The organism is Acinetobacter sp. NigerLNRRAM0016 (assembly GCF_054112845.1).
In genome coordinates, this window is record NZ_JBSYVT010000026.1 from 19166 (window position 1) to 41013 (window position 21848).

General features: G+C 40.5%; 17 protein-coding genes and 1 tRNA gene. 7 read left to right on the forward strand and 11 right to left on the reverse strand.

The features are described from left to right. Positions 1-314: 314 nt before the first annotated feature. The 4 genes from ACWQ4X_RS14480 (at position 315) to ACWQ4X_RS14495 (ending at position 3875) form a co-directional block, all read left to right on the forward strand. Positions 315-1751, forward strand: a complete 1437-nt coding sequence (locus tag ACWQ4X_RS14480) for a gamma-aminobutyraldehyde dehydrogenase (RefSeq protein ID WP_457904137.1) — start codon at positions 315-317, stop codon at positions 1749-1751. Between the two features lie 64 nt (positions 1752-1815). Next, positions 1816-2292 carry an ester cyclase gene (locus ACWQ4X_RS14485; RefSeq protein ID WP_457904122.1) on the forward strand — a complete coding sequence of 159 codons (477 nt, stop codon included), beginning with the start codon at positions 1816-1818 and terminating at the stop codon, positions 2290-2292. Between the two features lie 361 nt (positions 2293-2653). Next, positions 2654-2730, forward strand: a tRNA-Ile gene (locus ACWQ4X_RS14490). Between the two features lie 707 nt (positions 2731-3437). After that, positions 3438-3875: a hypothetical protein gene (locus ACWQ4X_RS14495; RefSeq protein WP_457904123.1), complete on the forward strand. Its 438-nt coding sequence runs from the start codon at positions 3438-3440 to the stop codon at positions 3873-3875. 602 nt (positions 3876-4477) lie between these two features. Here ACWQ4X_RS14495 and ACWQ4X_RS14500 read toward each other — a convergent pair. From ACWQ4X_RS14500 to ACWQ4X_RS14515, 4 genes are all read right to left on the reverse strand, one after another. Continuing rightward, positions 4478-7009: a TonB-dependent siderophore receptor gene (locus tag ACWQ4X_RS14500; protein ID WP_457904124.1), complete on the reverse strand. Its 2532-nt coding sequence runs from the start codon at positions 7007-7009 to the stop codon at positions 4478-4480. Positions 7010-7067: 58 nt separating this feature from the next. Next, entirely contained in the window at positions 7068-8033 is a 966-nt protein-coding gene (locus tag ACWQ4X_RS14505; RefSeq protein ID WP_457904125.1) for a FecR domain-containing protein, read from the reverse strand. Between the two features lie 17 nt (positions 8034-8050). Beyond that, positions 8051-8560 (reverse strand): sigma-70 family RNA polymerase sigma factor, encoded by a 510-nt coding sequence (locus ACWQ4X_RS14510; RefSeq protein ID WP_457904126.1) that lies wholly within the window; start codon positions 8558-8560, stop codon positions 8051-8053. A 310-nt stretch (positions 8561-8870) separates the two neighbouring features. Next, the gene (locus ACWQ4X_RS14515; protein WP_161932344.1) at positions 8871-9161 is read right to left on the reverse strand and encodes a hypothetical protein; all 291 of its coding nucleotides are present in this window, start codon (positions 9159-9161) and stop codon (positions 8871-8873) included. A 293-nt stretch (positions 9162-9454) separates the two neighbouring features. On the opposite strand from ACWQ4X_RS14515, the gene ACWQ4X_RS14520 reads away from it, so the two are divergent. Continuing rightward, the gene (locus ACWQ4X_RS14520) at positions 9455-9652 is read left to right on the forward strand and encodes a hypothetical protein (protein WP_161932343.1); all 198 of its coding nucleotides are present in this window, start codon (positions 9455-9457) and stop codon (positions 9650-9652) included. A 104-nt stretch (positions 9653-9756) separates the two neighbouring features. Here the strand turns inward: ACWQ4X_RS14520 and ACWQ4X_RS14525 are convergent, their stop codons facing one another. The 6 genes from ACWQ4X_RS14525 to betI form a co-directional block, all read right to left on the reverse strand. Further along, a complete protein-coding gene (locus tag ACWQ4X_RS14525) occupies positions 9757-10242 on the reverse strand; it encodes a hypothetical protein (RefSeq protein WP_457904127.1) in 486 nt (161 codons plus the stop codon). A 65-nt stretch (positions 10243-10307) separates the two neighbouring features. Beyond that, the gene (locus tag ACWQ4X_RS14530; RefSeq protein WP_457904128.1) at positions 10308-11582 is read right to left on the reverse strand and encodes an MFS transporter; all 1275 of its coding nucleotides are present in this window, start codon (positions 11580-11582) and stop codon (positions 10308-10310) included. Positions 11583-11651: 69 nt separating this feature from the next. Next, a complete protein-coding gene (mqo, locus tag ACWQ4X_RS14535) occupies positions 11652-13286 on the reverse strand; it encodes a malate dehydrogenase (quinone) (RefSeq protein WP_457904129.1) in 1635 nt (544 codons plus the stop codon). Between the two features lie 543 nt (positions 13287-13829). Beyond that, the gene (betA, locus tag ACWQ4X_RS14540; RefSeq protein WP_457904130.1) at positions 13830-15497 is read right to left on the reverse strand and encodes a choline dehydrogenase; all 1668 of its coding nucleotides are present in this window, start codon (positions 15495-15497) and stop codon (positions 13830-13832) included. Between the two features lie 107 nt (positions 15498-15604). Continuing rightward, positions 15605-17077: a betaine-aldehyde dehydrogenase gene (gene betB / locus ACWQ4X_RS14545; protein WP_457904131.1), complete on the reverse strand. Its 1473-nt coding sequence runs from the start codon at positions 17075-17077 to the stop codon at positions 15605-15607. Next, positions 17070-17696: a transcriptional regulator BetI gene (gene betI / locus ACWQ4X_RS14550; RefSeq protein ID WP_100242666.1), complete on the reverse strand. Its 627-nt coding sequence runs from the start codon at positions 17694-17696 to the stop codon at positions 17070-17072. Before betI ends, betB begins: the two co-directional genes overlap by 8 nt. 555 nt (positions 17697-18251) lie before the next feature. Between betI and ACWQ4X_RS14555 the strand changes: the two genes are divergently transcribed. Both ACWQ4X_RS14555 and ACWQ4X_RS14560 read left to right on the forward strand, forming a co-directional pair. Beyond that, a complete protein-coding gene (locus ACWQ4X_RS14555) occupies positions 18252-20312 on the forward strand; it encodes a choline transporter (protein WP_100242665.1) in 2061 nt (686 codons plus the stop codon). A 12-nt stretch (positions 20313-20324) separates the two neighbouring features. After that, the gene (locus ACWQ4X_RS14560) at positions 20325-20939 is read left to right on the forward strand and encodes a MarC family protein (protein ID WP_100242664.1); all 615 of its coding nucleotides are present in this window, start codon (positions 20325-20327) and stop codon (positions 20937-20939) included. 68 nt (positions 20940-21007) lie between these two features. Here ACWQ4X_RS14560 and ACWQ4X_RS14565 read toward each other — a convergent pair whose 3' ends face one another. Next, positions 21008-21829 (reverse strand): SDR family NAD(P)-dependent oxidoreductase, encoded by an 822-nt coding sequence (locus ACWQ4X_RS14565; RefSeq protein ID WP_457904132.1) that lies wholly within the window; start codon positions 21827-21829, stop codon positions 21008-21010. Positions 21830-21848 lie beyond the last annotated feature (19 nt).

Consider the following 21848-nt stretch of genomic DNA (forward strand, 5'->3'; position numbering starts at 1 on the left):
TAACTGTACATATTTGTATAGATGTAATTTTTGGAATTTAATTTATTTATTTTTATATTTTTCAATAATTTAATTGTTATTTAATCATCAAAAAAGCGATGATAATATTTAAAATATGTACATATAATAATGGAAATATATATTGTATTTCAATAGATATGTGAAAATATTTTTCCTTGACAAGAAAAAATAGAAATAATACATAAGCAGTTGTGGTGAATAGAAAGATATTTTATTGAATTGCGGAATAAGGAAATTGCATGACAGACCTTCATATTGGTGAAAATTTAGGACAGGCGAATGGATCTGTTCAAATGCACGTTAAACAATTAAAACATTTTATTAACGGTGAATTTATTCAAACAACAGGGATCGAATTCTTTGATTTAATTAGTCCTGTTAATGGTCAGATTTATGCTCAATCTCCAAATGCAACCCAACAAGATGTTGATTATGCATATGATTGTGCAAAAGCTGCATTTAAAGTCTGGAGACGTTCAACTCCATCTATGCGTCAAAAAGCATTATTGGCTTTCGCAGATGCGCTAGAAACCCATGCAGACCAGCTGGTTGATGTACAAAGTTTAGAAACGGGTCAGCTTAAACATATGATTGCCGCTGAAGAAATTAAAACTTCGGCAGACCACATTCGTTTTTTTGCAGGTGCTGCGCGCTGCCTAGAAGGTAAATCGACAGGTGAATACTTAGAAGGCTTTACTTCCAGTATTCGACGTGAGCCGATTGGCGTGGTTGGGCAAGTTGCACCGTGGAACTATCCATTAATGATGGCGGTTTGGAAAATTGCGCCTGCTTTAGCTGCTGGCAATACGGTGGTTCTCAAACCAAGTGATACAACACCAAACAGTACCTTGCTTCTGGCAGAAATTGCAGCCCCGTTTTTTCCGAAAGGTGCGATCAATGTCATTTTAGGTCTGGCAGATGCAGGCTCAAAAGTGGTGTCACATCCTGTTCCTGCAATGGTCTCAATTACAGGCTCAGTGCGTGCAGGACTCCAAGTAGCAGCCTCTGCTGCAAGCAACTTAGCAAAGGCACATTTGGAACTCGGTGGTAAAGCACCAGTACTGGTGTTTGAAGATGCGGATCTTGAAAAAGCCACAGATGCAATTTCTGTTGCGGGCTTCTTTAATGCAGGACAAGACTGTACTGCTGCTGCACGTGTATTGGTTCAAGAAAGCATTTATGAAGCGTTTATGGAAAAAATGCTGGAAAAAACCAAAAAAATCCACTGCGGTTTACCTGATGATGAAACCGCTTTGTATGGTGCTTTAAACAACCAAAGACAGTTAGTTCACATTCAAGGCTTTTTAGATCGTTTACCTGCACATGCCAAAATTGTGACGGGTGGAAAACAAGTGACGCAATACGTGGGCTACTATTTTGAACCAACCATCATCTGTGGTTTAGAACAACACGATGAAGCCATTCAAAATGAAATTTTTGGACCGATTGTGACCATCCAAACTTTTAAAGATGAGGAAGATGCCTTAGACAAAGCCAATGATGTTGAATTTGGTCTGGCGTCCAGCGTTTGGACAAATGACCATGGTCGCAGCATGCGTTTCAGCCGTGATTTGGATTTTGGTACGGTGTGGGTCAATGCGCACATTCCACTCACTGCGGAAATGCCACATGGTGGATTTAAAAAGTCGGGTTACGGCAAAGACTTATCTAGCTACGGATTTGAAGAATACACCCGCGTTAAACACGTGATGAGTGCATACGAAGACTAATTTTTAGCATGATGAATTTGGGATCATCATGCAATTTGTATATTTTTTCTAAAAGGGAAGACACATGAAAAATATTTTACAAGCACTGGTTTTAGTTCCTGTAATGGCAGGTGTAACAGTTGCACATGCTGCTGTACCTCCGAAACAGGTGGTTGAATCTTATATGAAAGCATGGAATCAACATAATCCTAACCAAGCAGCCTCTTATTTTGCTAAAGATGGCGTATTTTATGATGCTGCTGTAGGTACACCTCAAAAAGGACAAGAGGCAGCACGAGATAACGTGATCAGTGTATTTATTAATGCTGTACCTAATTTAAAGTGGGAAATGACCAGTATGCCAATTGAGAGTAAAGATGGTATTTCTTTCCAATGGCGCTTTACTGGGGATAATACTGGTGCATGGAGTCAAGATACACCTGCAACAAACAAGCCTATTAACTTTGAAGGTGTCAGTTTTGTTCGTGTTAAAAATGACAAAATTGTTTACCAAGGCGACTACTACGATTCTGCGACTTTGAACAAGCAGTTAGGCTGGTAATTCGTTCGATCTGATCCAAGCCCTGCTGTACTAGATTGATGATTGAATTGATTTTTTCAGTAGGGTTTGGCATATAAAACCTTCATATTATTCTAAACAGTAAAAAAAGCTGACTGTAAAGAAAATCATCTAAAAAATAAGTCGATGATTCTGATTCGGTTTGGTCAAAAAATGTCTATGTTCGCTTTACTCTTTTTTATGACATCGCTAAAATCGCTAACGTAGTAAATACTTCACGATTATTAAATAAGTAGATAGCAGATATTTAAACAACTGCCGCAAAAAACTTGCTTATTTAATTAAACATCGCTAGTATTGCTCAGTCTTCAAGTTATTGATTTAATTTCATTAACTTATATTTGGGCCTATAGCTCAGTCGGTTAGAGCAGCGGACTCATAATCCGTTGGTCCCCAGTTCGAGTCTGGGTGGGCCCACCAAATAAAACAACCACTTAGGTGCACTAATCCTAAGTGCTTTTTTGTTTTTAGAATCCATGTAAGCACTCAAAATATTTCTAATAAAGACGAGAATGTCGGTGGCTGAGATATATGGGCAATAAAAAACCTCCATTTGGAGGTTTGAGATTATTGATTTTATCTGTCGGCTTTATACACCCACTAAATTGCGAATGTCCGTCAGTCACCATTTTTCGCGATTGCCTGTCATCACAGGTTTCAAATCGCCTTTTCCTCAACTTGCACATACACAGAGTATTTGTTTTCAAACCAAGGATGGTCGCGACATCAATCGAGTTGACCAAACTAATATCCGAAGCAATTAATTGAGATCAGTATTCTTCAAGCTTTAATTTAACTTTATTCATCGTGTTTCCTTAAAATTTCATTCACTTCAACTCGTCTAGCCGTGATCGTGATTTTTATGATCTTGTGGCAATGGCGGTATACCTATTTATGACAATCGTGATGCAATGATTGAGTTATGGGGAATGATTTGCCTTATTTGGGGGCTGTCTGATTCTGCTTGTTGGTAGGTGATTTAACAGATTATTGGTAATAAATTGAATAGAATTTACCCAAAAATCGGGATGCAACTTTGCTTGTATATTTGCTAATTTGGTATGGCTTAACCTCATATTTTGATTATAAATGGAAAAAAATTAATAATTTAAATGGAGTTAATGAAAATGAGTCATCATCCGCTTGCAGATAAAATTATCGCCTATAGTGATAAATATTTAGAAAATGCTGAACTAATGTTTTTGAACCCAAATGAATTAAGAAGTTTGTCACAATGGGCGTTAGCTGTTCATCACCCTTTAATTAGAGATGCTCAGAATAACCCTGTTAATTATTGGGGTTTAGATATTGTTATTGTTGAGGATCCTCGCTTTAAAGCTTCATTTTTTAGGAAAGAAGATATTCAATATGCTATAGACAATAAGTTGGAAATAATTAAAAAATTTAAAACGATTGAGCCGCATCTAACCTATGTAAATCCTAGCGTTGATATTCCAGTAACCAATGAATTTCTCACCTTAAAAGTGCCTCATATAGTGCAAATGGCATATCAGAAATTCCTAGAGCAGCAAAAAATATACAAGGAAATGTATAAACTTGCATAACCAAACTATTTATACTCAACAAATCTGAACTAAATACCCAGCATATTAGCCCTATTCATAACGAAGGGGCTTTTTATTGCGACTACGTAAAACAAAACATCTGGTGTAAAACTGCAGATTACGCAGCATCAGAGCCAGCTAACGACAAGAAGATGTTCGATACAACACTTAAGATACTCTTAGATCTCATCCTTGATAATCAAAAATGCATCGAAAAAAAATTGCTCAGTTGTATAAAGCGGTTGGTAATAAAGCACTTAAGAAAAAAACTTACACAATCGAAATATCCAACATGATCTACTAGTAAAGTAGAGGATCGTATAGTTGAAGTACATGCTGATATGTTAGGTGTACAGTCTATTAATTCAAAAGTACAAACCATTGCATTCAATTAACGAAGCGACTTAGTGGATTTTATATCCGTGTTGAGGGGGCTTAGATATATTTTCTGATAAGGAAATAGTCAAGAAAACCGCTTTATTCTTATTGCGAATCGCTTAGATCAATATTACAAAGCTCTACAGAATAGACCTATCCAATTTATTCCATAGAGCATTTGAGTTTAATTTGACTCAGTCATCTCATTTCAAAATGATGAATACCTACCATTGATAGCGAACGCCCACATTAAAGTTGGTCGGTGCTCCATAATAGCTATTGGTGGTCGATAGGTGATATTTCTCATTAAACAGATTATTTAATTTAAAGTTCAGCAATAAATTTTCATTCACTTTATAGCGTGCCATTAAGTCTACGATAGCATAACTGTCCTGTGTAAACTTCACTTTGGTAGGTCCGGCATTGTCCGAGTAAATATCGCTTTGCCAACGCAGACCACAACCAAGGGTTAGGGCTTCATTGAGATAAGGCAGAGTATAAGTGCTAAATAATTTGGCAGTATTGTTGGGAATATTACTGTTGAGATTATTTCCCTGATTATCTTCAGATAGATTACGAGTAAAACTGGCTGACACTAACCACACATCAGTCAATTTACCTGTGGTTTCCAATTCAAACCCACGACTTTCAGTGCCAGATTCTGTGCGGTAGGCTTGAGATCCATCAGGGGCATAAACATTGGTGATTGCGATGGCTTTATTGTCTTCTTGGGTTTGATAAATCGCAGCTCCAAAATTCAATTGGTGATCAAAAAAGTCTGCCTTAATGCCAAGCTCAGTACTATTTCCGACTAAAGGCTCAATATATCCTCCAGCACTGGTTTTCTTGTCTTGGGGGGAGAAAATATTGGTATAACTTGCATATCCTGTCCAGTGCTCATTAAAATCATAGGTAATACCGAAGTAGGGAATGACTTCTCCATTTTCTTGACGTTTCGCGTAGGTGGTGGTTTGGTCAGATGAAGAATAGTCGCCGTCTATGCGTTCCCAGTTTTCGACACGTGTCCCTAAAATAATTGCAAGCGGATCGGTAAGTTTAAGGCGAATTGCACCAAATACAGATTGGCTGGTTTCATCATTGCTATACCAGCCATCAATCATGGTTTCAGGGCGATTTGGTGTGGTGCCATCCCAAGTAAAAATGTTGTCCAAATCGCTATCCCATGTATAAGCATTATTCCATCCCGAATAGGTTGGTCGCTTATTTTCACTTTTGGTATAGGTGGTGCCCAAGAATACGTCATGGGTTTGATTAAACAGATCAAAACTTCCGTTTAGGGTGAGGTTAAACAAGTTTTGGATAGGTTTATAATCCCAGCGTGTTGCATACAGCATTGCACCAGCACCTGTAACTTTATCTATGCCTGAGCGGGAATAGGTATATCCAACCACTTCATCTGAAGCGGTTTCGGTTCGAGAAATTGTACCTTTAAGGGTCCAGCGATCATTCAAGTGGTGTTCAATATCGGCAAAGTAGGCAGTGGTGGTGCGGTCAGAATAAGTCCAACTAGCCGCAGCAGAATCTGAGCGTGACCAATCTATCAAGCTGCCATCACTATAAAAGGAGGGCAGACCACCGCGGGCAATGCCAGTAATATCAATTTGTTGAAAACTAGCACCAAAGCTAGCTTTGGTATTTGGGCTTATGTCAGCCTCTATCACGCCATAGGCAATTTCACGATCTTCACTGTAGCGATCAATATAGGAATCCCCCGTTTGATATGCCAGTACTGCTCGACCACGCACCGTACCTGCATCATTTAGTGGAGAGGACACATCTACGTCTGCACGATAAGTATCCCATGAGCCTAGGCTGCTACTGACGGAGGCTTTGAAATCTTGTAATGGTTTTTTGCGGACCATATTAATACTGGCACTTGCTGTTCCCGCACCCGTCATTAATCCATTTGCACCGCGGACAATTTCAACACGGTCAAACAGGGCGGTATCTTGGCTTTGGAAAATACTGGAATAAGAACTAAGAAGTTTGACGCCATCCAGCAAGTAACTGTCTACAGCTTGTCCTCGCGCATAAATGGGGGAGTTGTCACTGCCAATATTACCACTCTGATTAATGCTTAAACCTGCCGCCTGTGACACAACATCCGTCAATTGTGTTAGATGCTGATCCTCCATTTGCTGACGGGTAATGACGCTGACCAATTGAGGTGTCTGTTTTATCGATAAGGCTAAACCCGTTGCGGCTGTACTCGCTTCAGCCTTATAGGTTCCTGAATTTTCAGTGATAAGGGTGTTGGATTGCGCTTTCAATGCAATGGTCGGCAGATGGGTAGTGTTTGCATCCTCAAGCATTTGAGCCTGACTTAAACTATTGGTTGAGTGCGCTTGGGTTTGGATTGTCTCTAATTTTATAATGCGGGTTTCTTTCGGTGTTTGCGGATTGGCTTGAATGCTATAGCCACCGTTGGTCACTTGAACTGCCACCAGTGCATGAGGCTGTAATAAAGTTGTCAATGCCTGATCGACTGCGTAATTTCCTTTGAGGGCTTTACCCTGCAAATTAGAAAGGGTTATGGCGTCATAACTAATGGTGGTTCCCGTTTGAATCGCAAGTTGTTTAAGTGCTTCATCCAAAGGGAGTTGGGTGATATTGACTGGATAGGTCGTCACAGCATAAACAGCGGTACTGGCAAGGCTACCCGCCATCAATGGAATCCCCAATAACACTGCACGTATAGCAATTGCTAACGTGTTTTTAACCTGATTGTCCTTCATGTATTTTTCTCATATGAGCAGCTATTTCTCTCTAAGTCGAATTACTCAGAAAAACAGCTCATTTTTTTTGAATTTTTTTGATATTGAGTAAGTATGGACCGTATTTTTGCAGGTCAAGAGCATGGGTATACGCCAGTGTTTCAATGCTGTTGTGTGGGTGGGTTAGTGAAAATACGCCCGAAACAGGTAGTTTCTTTAAGTCATCCTCCAAATGGTAAATACCATGTTGATAGCGATAAAGTTCATTCAGGACTTTGTCTAGCGGCCAGTTATCAACGACTAACAAATGTTGAGTCCAATAGGGTTGTTGATTCTGGAGCGGTTGCGAAGATGAAATCTCATGATTATTAAAATTTGCCGATAACCCTTGTTTAAGAATTTTCGCTTGGGCATTTTTATAGGGATGAATTGCCACCGCATGTTGAAAGACCTCGACGTGGGTAGATTTATTTTTCTCCTGCTGGACTGTAAATTCGGTTCCGAGTGCCTCAACCAAACCAGATTGGGTTTTTACTAAGAAAGGACGATGCTCAATATCCTTTGCCGTTCGAATAAAGATTTCACCTTCGATCAGTTTGATCCGTCGCGTGTGCGCGGTATATTCAATGTCGACATAACTATCACTGGCTAAAACCAGTTGAGAACCATCATCTAGATTAAAATTTTGAATTTCCCCGACTTGGGTATGCAAATCGCATTGCCACTTATCCCATGGCAATAGGCTCAAGCTACTGCCTAACAGCACCAGACCCGAAAGACTCAGCATAAGGTTCCGTTTCACAGCAGTCTTAAATTTCTGATTAGAATCCACCAAAGTTTGGGGATGAATCTGCGTTGGAAGTTGGCTCAAACCTTGTGTGAATTGTTCCAGATGTTGTATGGCTAAAGCATGTTCAGGGCTTTGGGTTTTCCATTGTTCAAATTCAAGCTGTGCTTGATTGGACATATCTCCAGAGTGCAGTAGAACCATCCAGTCTGCCGCAGTATCGAGTATCTCATCTGAGATTTTTAAAGAAGGGGGCATGATGAATCTGTGCTCATTTATGGGTACGAGAGAATTAGGCAGGCTAAAAAGGCGTGTTTCATCTCTCTTTTTACTGTGGCTTCTGAAATGTTAAATTTTTGACTGATTTCTTTATAAGTTAGACCATCAAGCTGGGACAGTAAGAAGACTTGCGCAGTCCGCGTGGGTAATTGATCTAATACGATATGTAATTGCAATAAAGTCTCGCGGATACACATCTCATGTTCTACGGAAGGGTGGGCTTCTTCTGGAAGTTGAGCCAATGCCTCTAAATACAGTCGCTCAATATGCTGCCGCCGCCAGTAATCAATGATCACATGTTTAGCAATCCCCATAAACCATGCTTGCGGTTCTTTAATCTTTTCATACTGATATTGGCTTTTTAACGCGCGATAGAAGACTTCCTGACTTAAATCTTCGGACTGATGGTGATGTTGTAGTTTGTGCTTAAACCAAGATAACAAGGTGGATTGGTGTAAGTGAAATTGATCACTGAACCATGAGTTTCTGGGCGTCTTCGAATCCATATATAACCTTTGCCACTTCAAACATCCAAGTTATGCAAGTGAAAAGGGGATGAATGTTTTTATGAATTGTAATGATAATTATTATCATAATCAATATAAGATATTTAAGTCTTAGAGTAGTCGTCTATAATTTCTAAGAGCATTCAGAGTCAAGCAAGATGTAGGTAGATAGAAGAGCTACAATTTCTTGATTTGCGCTTATTTAGAGAAATACTATATACGAAAAATTTCTATAGGCTCATAAAAAAGGAAACTGCTATGAGTACAGTTCCCTTTTATTTTATAGTTCTATGTTGTTGTTTAAGTCACATTACATTAACCAAGTTTCTTTAGTCCCAGTATCAACGTACTCCCAAAATTGATGTACACCATTATCATGAAACTTGAGTGTAAAGGGTTTGTCGGTAATCAGTTCTGTCACACAATTTTGATAAGAAACAATAACTTTAGCGAAAATTTCATTATCATGATTTTGATAAAAACTTATACTTGGTGTTGTATTTTCAAGGAAATAACAATTTTCAGGTAAAAAGACCATTTGTTTAGCGGTATCAATTGCTTCTGTACGGTCTTTAGCAGAAAAGAATACATCGAAATTCATAGCATAGAACCTCATGGAATATCCCTTTCTATATTTTAAATAGAATTTTATAAAATGCAAAATGAATCACATTATTTGAAAATAAAGATACATAAATTGATTAAATGTAAAATTATTTGACTTTAGTCAGATAGGGTTGCTCATTCTCTCGCAGATTAAGGGGGGTATTGTGGGAAGATACAAAATTGTTTTTCTTTAAAAACAGTGATGTATTTATCAATAAATTATCTTATGTTGATAAACCTCAATAAATTTTTTAGAATCATACCTGATCTAGTAAGTTAGAGGTTGTTATGATCTTTTTTGATGGAGAACAAGTTTTCCCTGATCGAGCAAATAACTTTAAAACTTTCTTAAAAAAATATTTGATTGAACAAGATGGCGAATATTTATTAGAAGAAAAATCTTTTGTTTATGATGCTGAAAGTGATGAGTTCCTTGAATCGGATATTCAAGCTTTTTACTCGCTTTGGTCTGCAATTTTAGACTAATTTAAAAACAGCCTCAGGGCGGTTTTTTATAATATATTATTTAAGTTTATTGCTTTTATTTTTAAAGTTTATATATCAAGACTTTAATTTTTTTAAATCATCATTTATAACGCTCCAAATTGCTGCCACGTTTCACCATTGTGCAGCGAGTTATAGTAGTTTTGTAGTTCAACCAACTCATAATATTGGCTATAAGCCAGCAGCAGTAGCCCCATCACGAGTCCTATTTTCAAGAGCATCAAGCGAGTTGGATATTTATATAAACTATCAAGACCAAATAGGGTCAGCATGAGCGCTGGAATCAGAACAATCGCTTTTAAATGACTCAAAAAATCCAGCCCGTGGGTATATAACAATCCTACAATGAGCAATACCAGTCCTAAACTGGCGTAAATGCGACTATCCAGCGAAGTTCGCAAGGCAAAAATACACTGTAGAACCAGTATAAAACTGGCAAAGAGATAGAAAGTGGTGCCCCCAATAATCACCGTATACATGGCGTTCAGCACACAATACGCCAAGATGACAAAGATGATCACAAAATAAATGAGCGTATAAAGTCGATGGGTCAATTCGGTTGTTTTTGCCATAAAAATCAATCCTTATCTAAACTCATTACGCATGAAATAAGCATAGGCATATTCTGTGTAAGCTTCTATTTTTCTGTTGTAAGTATTGTATATTTCTCATAACTTGATGGTGTTTTGAGTAAATCTCGGGTACGAAAAAAGCTGAAAAGACACAGACTTAAACATAGACTGCCTCCGATGAGTAATGCAGGGGTAATGGAAAAATAACGTGATGCCATACTGCTGTTTAACGCACCCAATTGATTGCCTGTAGTGACCAATATGCCATTGAGTGCCGCAACACGACCATGTAAGTCTTGAGGAGGAAGTTGCTGTAACAAACTCTGGCGAATCACCATACTGATGCTGTCCAAAGCGCCAATGAGCATAAGCAGGGCGATACATAGCCAAAGTGATGTCGATAAGGCAAATACAAATGTCGTGATTGCGATTCCTATACTGGCAAGTAACATATTGCGCCAAGCATTTTGAGTTGGCGTAAAATGCAGTAATACACACATCATGAGAGCCGTGCCGATAGCTGGTGCTGCTCTTAGTAAGCTTAAGCCTTCGGCGCCTAAATGCAGTACATCGTGAGCGATGATCGGAAGCAGCACGATGACACTACAAAATAAGGCTGTAAAAAGATCTAATAACATGCTCCAAAACATTAAGCGCTGTTGCAGCATAAATCCAAAAGCATGTTTTAAACTTTGCAAAACTTGGTTGTGTACCGAGATGGGAAAACTACGTGGACTCAATTGCCAAACAGCAAGGCTGCCAATACAACTCAACAGAAAGACGACACCTAGCGTTTCAACAAGTCCCACATGGCTCAGTAATAATCCAGCACATAGCGGAGCAACAATGGCCCCAAATTGCCAGATCGAAGTGGTCCAAGTGGAGGCATTGTTTTCTGCTTGTCGAGCGATTAAAAAAGGGCGTATTGAATTAAATGCAGGGCTGTATATTCCGCGCAAAATGCCTAAGCAAAAAATAAGAAAATAAACCAAGCAGAGTAGCGTGTTTTGCTCAATCTGTTGGGTCTGGAAAGCATAAAAAACCACAATCAGTAACAGCGGAATGCTGCTACTCAAACTAAAGCTCCATTGCAGCAGCTTTTGACGGTTATATCGATCTGCCCAATGCCCGCCCAAAAATGACAAGCCAATAAAAGGCAGCAGTTCGACGACTGCAATGAAGCCTAAACTGAGCGGATCTTGGGTTATTTGATAAAGTGCAAAACCAATGGCGACTTCCTGCATCACCACCGCAAGGACCAAACAAAGTTGATTGAGGCTAAGCAAAGAGAAATCACGACAACGGAAGGCAATAAAGGCTTCAGAGTGGAGAAAAGACATAAATAAAGATAGGAATAATATGAAAAACAAAAGGATGAACCGTAGTTCATCCCTCTGATAAAGCTGAAATTATTGCGCTTTGCTTAGAGCAGCTGTTGAATCATTGGCTGCTTGCGCCATAGGAGTATATTTCAGTCCTAAAGTTTGGCTGGTGTATTGACGTACTTGGTCAAGTAACACAGGGTTTGTGCTTAACTCTTGTTGGTACGATTTTACAATTTCATGTAATTTCGGATTCCATTCACCTTGTACTTGTTGCGGGAAGGCTTTTTCAAGCAAACTCAACATGATGTAGGGTGAAGTCGAAGCACCAGGTGATGCACCAAGTAGGGCCGTTACAGCACCATCTTTAGAAGCGAAGATTTCTGTACCAAATTGAAGTTTGGCTGGTTTGCCATCTTCTTTTTTGATGATTTGTACACGTTGACCGCCGTGGTTTAAACGCCAATCTTCAGGTTTTGCATCTGGATAGTATTTTTTCAGTTCATTAAAACGATCTTCATTCGTCATCATGACCTGACTCACTAAATATTTCACCAAGTCCAGATTTTCCAGACCGACAGCGGTCATTGGTAAGACATTGTTTTTGGTGGTCGATTTTATTAAATCTAGTTGAGAACCTTGCTTCAAGAACTTATTTGAATAAGTCGCAAATGGTCCAAACAACACATATTTTTTACCGTCAATATAACGCGTATCAATATGTGGAACAGACATTGGCGGAGCACCGAGTTCAGCACGACCATACACTTTAGCGGTATGACCAGCAGTCACTTTAGGGTTGTCGGTCATCAAGAACACGCCACCCACAGGGAAACCTGCATATTGCTTAGATTCGGGAAGATCAGTCATCTGCAATAATTTAATTGCAGCACCGCCCGCACCAATAAACACGAAGCGCGTTTTCACATGGTTGGTGGCATCTGTTTTCAAATTCTTGAAAGAAACCGTCCAAGTTTTGTCATCATTTTGGCTAATGCCCGTGACTTCTGTTGAGGTTTCTAATTTGAAGTTGGATTGCTTATTCAGGTGATTAACCAATTGTGTGGTAATTGAACCATAGTTGACGTCTGAACCAACGTCCATACGCGTTGCTGCAACTTTTTGCGAAGCATCACGACCATTCATGACCAATGGCGCCCATTGTTTAATTTCAGCAGGATTTTCTGAAAATTTCATGCCGTAGAACATTGGGTTTTGAACCATTGCTGCATAACGTTTTTCTAGGAAATTAACGTTGTCGCCCCAGACAAAAGCAATGTGCGGAACAGGGTTAATAAAGCTTGTTGGTTCGCCTAAAACGCCTTGTTTAACTTGGTAAGACCAGAATTGTTTTGCAACTTCAAACTGTTCAGCCACTTTTACCGCTTTGGTAATGTCCATCTTACCGTCTTTCTCAGAGGTATAGTTCATTTCCATAAAGCCAGAGTGACCTGTGCCTGCATTGTTAAAGCCATTCGAGCTTTCTTGAGCAACTTGATCGAGTCGTTCGTACATGCGGATTTGCCAGTTTGGTTCCAGTTCGGTGAGATAAGTGCCTAAAGTCGCACTCATAATGCCACCACCAACTAAAACGGCATCGACAACAGGTTCATTATTTGAGGTTTGAATTTTTTTAGACGCAGTTGTACGGAATAAAAAAATCAATACTGCAAGCAAAAGCAGTACGACAAATACCGTGAGGTATTTTAAAAAAGTTTTCATGCGATTTTGACCTTGGGAGCAGGTGTTTTGTATCGCTTTAGAGCGAATAGAGAGCAACAAAAAATATAAAAAAGAGGGTGACGGAAATGGTGGCAAACTAAAAGTTCAGAAGAGAGGGAGTGAAATACATGAATCCTTAAGAATAAGAAAAAATGTACCTTTTAGTTTAACCACACATTTCCAATCGGTTGCCATTTTAGACGAAATAAGTATTGACTAAGTAATTTTTATTATAAATGTGGATATAATATGTATAAATTTGAGTGATGGTTAAATTATTTTTTATGAATTTCAGTGATTTATATTAAAGCTATTTCTTCTATAAATCAATGAACTACAAGTTTACCCTAATTAAACCCTATTTTTAACTATAATCACAGCAGAATATTCACTATATGATAATGGATAAATTATAAGCAATTTAAATAATGAAAATATATTCAAAATATATCTAATTATAATACCTAAAAAATATAAGGAATTAAAAAGACCATATTAATTCATCGCAATAATGTGGTCTGATACATCATGAGTGTATGAAAATTATGCAGATGAACGAGCTTGATAAAAACCTGCATTAGAACGCGCTAATGCTGGACGACCACGAATTTGATCGGCAATTTTCTCGGCTATCATAATGGTCGTAGCATTTAAATTCCCTGTGATAATCAGCGGCATAATAGAGGCATCAACCACACGTAAATTATGCACACCATGCACACGTCCTTGACCATCGACCACCGCCATTTCATCTTCGCCCATTTTGCAGCTACAAGAAGGGTGATAGGCCGTTTCGGCATGATTACGTACGAAGTCATCCAATTCTGCATCACTGCTTAAATGTTTACCTGGACTGATTTCTTCACCGCGATAAGGATCTAATGCAGGTTGCTGCATAATTTCACGCGTAATCCGAATGGCATCGCGGAATTCGCGCCAATCTTGCTCTGTGGACATATAGTTAAACAGAATGCTTGGATGTTCAAATGGATCTTTAGATTTCAGTTTGATGCGCCCGCGCGAGGGTGAGCGCATAGAACCGACGTGGGCTTGAAAACCATGCTCTTTGACTGCATTGCTACCATTGTAGTTAATCGCAACAGGCAGGAAATGGTACTGAATATTTGGCCAAGCAAATTCATCGGAAGAGCGAATAAAACCACCCGCTTCAAATTGGTTGCTGGCGCCAATCCCCGTTCCATTGAATAACCATTCTGCACCAATGGCAGGCTGGTTATACCATTTCAAGGCGGGGTAGAGCGAAACAGGCTTTGTGCATTTATATTGCAGGTACATTTCCAGATGGTCTTGTAAATTTTCCCCGACACCAGGTAAATCATGTACAAGTGCAATCTCTAAATCACGCAGTAACTCGCTAGAGCCTACACCTGAACGTTGTAAAATTTGCGGTGATGCAATTGCGCCTGCACAGAGCAAGACTTCTTTATTGGCATAGACCTGATGTAACTGTTGCTGATTCGCACCTTGCAGATATTCGACGCCAATTGCTTGTTTGCCACTAAATAGAATTTTATTGGTGGTGGCATGCGTCATAATGGTCAAATTAGGACGCTGCTTTGCCATATCTAGATATCCACGCGCTGTACTGGCGCGTCGACCATTGGGCGTGACAGTTCGATCCATAGGACCAAAACCTTCTTGTTGATAGCCATTTAAATCATCTGTACGTGGATAACCTGCTTGTACGCCAGCTTCTACCATGGCATGAAACAGCTCATTATTATTGGCTTTCGGTGTCGCCACGCTTACAGGTCCATGATCACCGTGGTAGTCATTGGCGCCAATATCGCGACTTTCTGCTTTGCGATAGTACGGCAGGCAATCGGCATAGCTCCAGTTTTCTAAACCTTTTAAAGTCGACCATTGTTCTAAGTCCATGGCATTGCCACGGATATAGCACATGCCATTAATGAGCGACGATCCACCCAAGCCTTTGCCGCGTCCACATTCCATGCGGCGGTTATTCATATGTGGTTCGGGGTCAGTTAAATAAGCCCAGTTGTAACGTCGCCCTTGCAGTGGATAAGCCAATGCAGCAGGCATTTGGGTACGAAAATCGAGTCGGTAGTCAGGTCCGCCTGCTTCTAATAATAAAACAGAGACATCGGCATCTTCGGTTAAACGTGCGGCAAGAACATTGCCCGCAGAGCCAGCGCCAATAATAATATAATCGTAGTGTGTAGAATGCATAATGATCCTTTTTCTATGGCAGTACCACGCCCGATCAGAGCGTGGCGACATGTTGAGTTGAGGATGTAAAAACAGAAAAATAAAGAATAAAGCTCAGTATTTAGCGTTTAGAAAATACTGTGATAATCGCCCAATTCGACTTGAATGGATTTAATGCGGGTGTAATGTTGCAGGGTCGACAAACCGTTTTCACGTCCCACACCAGATTGTTTATATCCCCCAACAGGCATTTCAGCAGGGGATTCGCCCCACGTATTAATCCAGCAAATACCCGCTTCAAGTTGGTGAATAATGCGGTGCGCCTGCGAGATATCTTGTGTTACAACTCCCGCTGCCAGACCATAAAGGGTCTGGTTGGCACGTTGAATGGCTTCTTCAATGCTGTCATAAGTCAAAATACTCATCACTGGTCCAAAGATTTCATCTTGTACAATCCGCATGTCGTCATGACAGTCCGTAAAGACAGTTGGCATGACATAAGCGCCCTGAGCCAGTTCAGCAGACGTCGCTCGTTCACCCCCAATTAAAAGTGTCGCACCTTGCTGTTTGCCCAATTCAATATAAGACAAGACTTTTTCCATATGCGGGAAACTGGTGAGCGGACCAAAATTGGTTGCTGCCAGCATTGGGTCGCCCACACGAATACGTTTAACGCGTTCGAGTACAGCCTGTTCAAACTCGGTTTTCAGGTTGCGTGGAATAAAGACCCGTGTACCGTTGGTACACACCTGACCCGAACTGAAGAAATTTGCCATCACTGCAATGTCCGCAGCGCGGTCAAGATGGGCATCAGGGCAAATGATGAGCGGAGACTTGCCACCGAGTTCCATGGTGATTTCTTTTAAACTGGAAGCGGCTGCACTGGACATGACTTTTTTGCCTGTTTCTACACCACCTGTAAACGAGATTTTGGCGATTTCAGGATGCTCAGTCAGCCATTGACCCACTTCATGTCCAAGCCCTTGAACCACGTTAAAGACCCCAGCAGGTAGACCCGCTTCGGTATAAATTTCAGCCAGCTTAAAGGCCGTCAGTGGCGTAATTTCACTGGGTTTGAAAATCATGGCATTCCCCGCAGCTAAGGCAGGTGCAGATTTCCATAGGGCAATTTGAATAGGGTAGTTCCACGCGCCTATACCCGCTACAACGCCTAAGGGTTCTCGACGAGTATAGAAAAAACTACTTTCACGAAGGGGCACTTGTTCGCCCTGAATCGCGGTTGCAAGACCTGCATAATATTCGAGAACATCCGCGCCAGTTACAATGTCGACGCTGGAGGTTTCGCTATAGGCTTTACCCGTATCGAGCGTTTCTAGACGGGCAAGCTCATCATTACGTTCACGTAAAATATCCACGGCACGACGCAGAATACGTGCCCGTTCAACAGCCGTCATGGCAGCCCAAACTTGTTGCCCTTGTTGGGCACTTTTTACCGCCGCATCTACATCGGCTTTAGCGGCTTGCTGAACGCTAGCAAGGATTTGACCTGTTGCAGGATTAATTGTGTCGAAGGTTTTACCACTGGTGGCATTGACATACTGTCCATGGATATACAATTGATGTAATTGTGCATCATTCATTTTGCTGTTCCTGCCGTATCTGTTGTATTAAGCGAAGTTGCATATCGACATAGTCGTATGCAATAGAACGTGCCAAGTCACGATCAAATGCTTGATGACCACTTAAACTGCCGCGTAACCAAAGACCATCAATCAAAGCGGCAAGCCCTTTGGCGACATGGCTGGCTTGGTCTTTGGGCATCATCTGCAGTAAATGAAATTTCAAATTTGAATAAAGACGCTGGTCGTTTATTCGCTGCAAGCGACCTAAATCAGGCATGTGCATACTGGCGGACCAGAAATCTAACCAGACACGCATCGCTGTTTGATTCACCTGACTGATGTCAAAGTTGGCATCAATAATTGCCTTGAGTAAATTTTCTGGTGTGGGCTGACTAACTTTGGCTTTGTAGGTTGCCGCCGTTTCACGTAATACAAAGAGCATTTGTCGCATACAGCTTTCAATCAGACCCTGCTTATCACCAAAATAATGGCTCACAATGCCTGTAGAAAGTTGGGCTTTTTTTGCAATCTGAGCAATGGTGGTATTGGATAAACCCACCTCGTAAATGACCTCATAGGCTGCGCGAATGATTTCTTCACGACGTTCATGCTCAGGTTTTACTCTACGTTTATTCATGATAATCCAGAAAATTTACCTTAGATTTAAAGGTGTTAGATTCAATTATTGACATGGAAAACATCATAGCATTTTTTTATGATACTTTTAATTGATTGAACGTTCAATCAATTAAAAGTATCATGTTGTTTAAATTGAATGCAGCTTTGCAAAATTTGTGCTCAATTTTTAAAGCATTAATGCTTATTTATCATATGGATAGTTTTGTAGTTGGCTTTGAATGAACCTGTGGCAGAGTACGCGCATTTTTTTATGTTCTTGCTTGAAGCATCGGATACAACACTCAAAAGCCTCTACAAAAATTGAGTTTAAGGAGAAGAACCGTTTATTTATGTCGTTCTCATGTTGGAATTGGTTGTCTAAGCAGGGCAAATTCAGGGAATTTGTTACACTGCCACACATCTTTATATTCTGGCTAAGCATTCGGTTACACGAAGATAGCATTTTTGTCGGAGACAAAAGTACTGTCGTATAGCACTTGTCGATTTTTAAGCTCTCGACAGCGAGAAGTTTAAAAATTGATTTTCAACTTATATTTACTTCCTTGAGGATTGTATGGCAACAGATAATCCAAGAGCAGTTGATGATCAAACATTAGCGCCAAAAGACCGTTTAAATGGTGTGGTCTTTTATATTTCAGCTCTCATTATTTTAATTTTTTCGATTACCACCATTTTGTTCAATGACTTCGCCAATCAAACGCTGAATGCAGTTTTGGCATGGGTCAGTTCCACCTTCAGTTGGTACTATTTACTGGCAGCCACACTGTATATGGTGTTTGTGATTTTTATTGCCTGTTCACGCTATGGCGATATTAAGCTTGGCCCCAAACATTCCAAACCCGAATTTAGTTTACTCAGTTGGTCTGCCATGCTGTTTTCAGCAGGGATTGGCATCGACTTGATGTTCTTCTCGGTCGCTGAACCTTTATCCCATTATATGCATCCACCTGTAGGTGAAGGGCAGACCTTTGAAGCGGCACGCCAGAGTATGGTCTGGACTTTATTCCATTATGGTCTGACAGGATGGTGCATGTACGCCTTGATTGGCATGGCACTGGGATATTTCAGTTATCGCTATAATTTGCCACTCACCATCCGTTCCGCGCTTTATCCGATTTTTGGTCAAAAAATTCATGGTCCGATTGGACATAGTGTGGATACTGCCGCGGTGATCGGGACGATTTTCGGTATTGCGACCACCTGCGGTATTGGTGTAGTGCAACTGAATTACGGTTTACATGTACTGTTCGATTTACCTGAAAATCTGTGGATGCAGGCAGCCCTAATTGGTGTTGCTGTGGTGATGACCATTATTTCGGTAACTTCGGGTGTCAATAAAGGTCTGCGCATACTCTCGGAAGTGAATATTTATGTATCCGTGGGTTTGATGCTATTTATTTTATTCCTCGGCAATACTGAATTTTTGCTGAATACTTTTGTGCAAAACATTGGCGATTATATTAGTCGTTTCCCAAGTATGACCTTGGAAAGTTTTGCTTTTCAGCAACCCAAAGAATGGATGAACAGTTGGACGCTGTTTTTCTGGGCTTGGTGGGTGGCTTGGTCGCCTTTTGTTGGACTTTTCCTTGCGCGTATTTCACGAGGGCGTACCATTCGTGAATTTGTCAGCGGTACCTTAATCATCCCGCTATTTTTCACCTTAACTTGGCTGTCAATTTTCGGAAATAGCGCATTACACAATGTGATTTTTGATGGAAATCTGGCATTGGCTCAAACCGTCATTGCCAATCCAGCACATGGTTTCTACGACCTGTTGGCTCAATATCCGTATTTTCCTTTTATTGCAGGCGTCGCAACCATTACTGGGTTGTTGTTTTATGTGACTTCAGCCGATTCAGGGGCTTTGGTCTTAGGGAATTTCACCACACAATTTACCAATGTCGACCATGATGCACCGCGCTGGCTCAGTGTATTTTGGGCTATTGCCATTGGCTTGTTGACCTTGGCCATGTTAATGACCAATGGGATTACCGCTTTGCAAAATGCCACCATTATCATGGGGCTGCCTTTTAGCTTTGTGATGTTCTTGGTGATGGCAGGTCTATATAAATCTTTAAGGCTGGAAGATTATCGACAAGCTAGTAGTAGTTTGAATGCAGCACCTGTGGTGGGTAATGTAGATATTCTGAACTGGAAAAAACGCTTGTCACGGGTCATGCATCACCCCGGAACGACCGATACTAAACGCATGCTGGATGAAATCTGCCGACCCGCGGTGCTGGCCGTCGCAGAAGAAATGCAAAAAAGAGGCGTGAATATTGACGTTCAGGAAAGTGCATTAGAGCAAGATCCAACTTTATATCATTTAGATCTGATTATTCATCTGGAAGAAGAACAGAACTTTGTTTATCAGATCTGGCCTGTACGTTATATCGCACCCACATTTAGTGAACGCGGTAAGTTAGGTAAGCGTTTTTATTTCCGTTTGGAAACATATCTTTATGAAGGCTCACAAGGGAACGATTTGGTTGGTTACACCAAAGAGCAAGTCATTAATGATATTCTAGACAGATACGAACGGCATATGACCTTCTTACATATAAACCGAATCAGTCCTGGAAATCGTCCTTTATTTCCAGACCCACAAGGCTAATCGGGGGACACCATGTATACCTCATATTTACATGCTTTTGCGTTGTTCTTTTCATTGCTCAATCCATTTCTCATGAGCATTTACATGATTGGCATGATTCGTAATTCAGAAGCCAAAGTGTTTAATAAAGCCCTGATTCAAGGCTGTTTAATTGCTTATGTGGTATTTATGCTGTTTGCATGGGGTGGCGAAGCGATTTTCAGCAAATATTTGAATGTGCGATTTGAGGCATTTCAAATTTTTGGTGGGCTTATTTTCTTGGTGATTGGTTATCGCTATGTGTTTCAAGGGGCAGACACCATCGGGGAGATGCGGGGAGCACCTGAACATTTGGCAGGTACCATTGCCATGCCCTTTATGATTGGACCGGGGACGATTAGTGCCGCCGTGGTAACAGGCATGTCTTTGCCCATCGGTGGCGCTGCACTGGTGATTTTCCTGACCTTGGCGCTAACCTGTAGTTTAATGATTTTGATGAAGTTTTCGCATGATCATCTCAGGTATAAGCATGCCAAATATATAGACCGTTATGTGGATATTGTGGGTCGATTATCTGCGTTACTGATTGGTACTATTGCGATTGATATGATTATTACTGGCATTTTAGGTGTGATTGCAGAGATGTAAGTTCATCACAATAAAAAAAACCGAATGCAATGCATTCGGTTTTTTTATTGTCAGAAATATGATTCTGATTAGGATGCAAATTTCTCAAGAATTTGATCAAGTTTTTTATCAATTTGACTACGGTAAGTATCTGGCAATACGCGAGAAAGTTTGGTCAAAATACGTGCTTGTGTACCAGGGATAATCAAAAAGTCTTTCGAGAAAATACCTTGGTAAATTTCTTTACATGCTTTCTCAACAGGCATGCTACCACCCAACTGTTTTAATGCAGCCGTAATTGGGGAACCATTCTTACGTTCATCTGTCACAAATGGGGTGTCGACTTCTGGAGGGCAAACCACAGCCACAGCAATTTTCTGACTACGTAATTCCATACGCAATACTTCGGCTAATCCAACCACGCCAAATTTAGAAGAACAATAGCCTGCATAACCATAGCAACCTACTAAACCAGCTGCAGAAGCAATTAATACTAATTTAGGTCGTTTGCTTTGTTGAACGGCTTGTTTTAAGTGTGCCAAAGCAGCATGTGCAACATTGCGGCTACCGACAAGGTTAATATTGATTTGACGTTGGTATTCTTCTGAAGTCATATCTTCAAAAGATTTTGCAACACCAATACCAGCAGAGTTAATCACAAGATCAGGTGTACCAAATGTAGCCACTGCTTCCGCAAATTTTTCTTCCATGGTGCTTTCATTTTGTACATCAACTTCGAAGCCAGTAACTTTAGGAGACAATTTGTGGAGGTCTTTTAGAGCTTGTTCGATACCCGCGTGGGCAAATATACAGACTTGATAGTTGTCTTGGAGTAGGCGCTTAGTCAGTTCTAGACCAATACCGCTACTGCCACCCGTAACCCATGCTGTTTTTGACGAATTATTTTGCATCTCATTATCCTTATGAGTG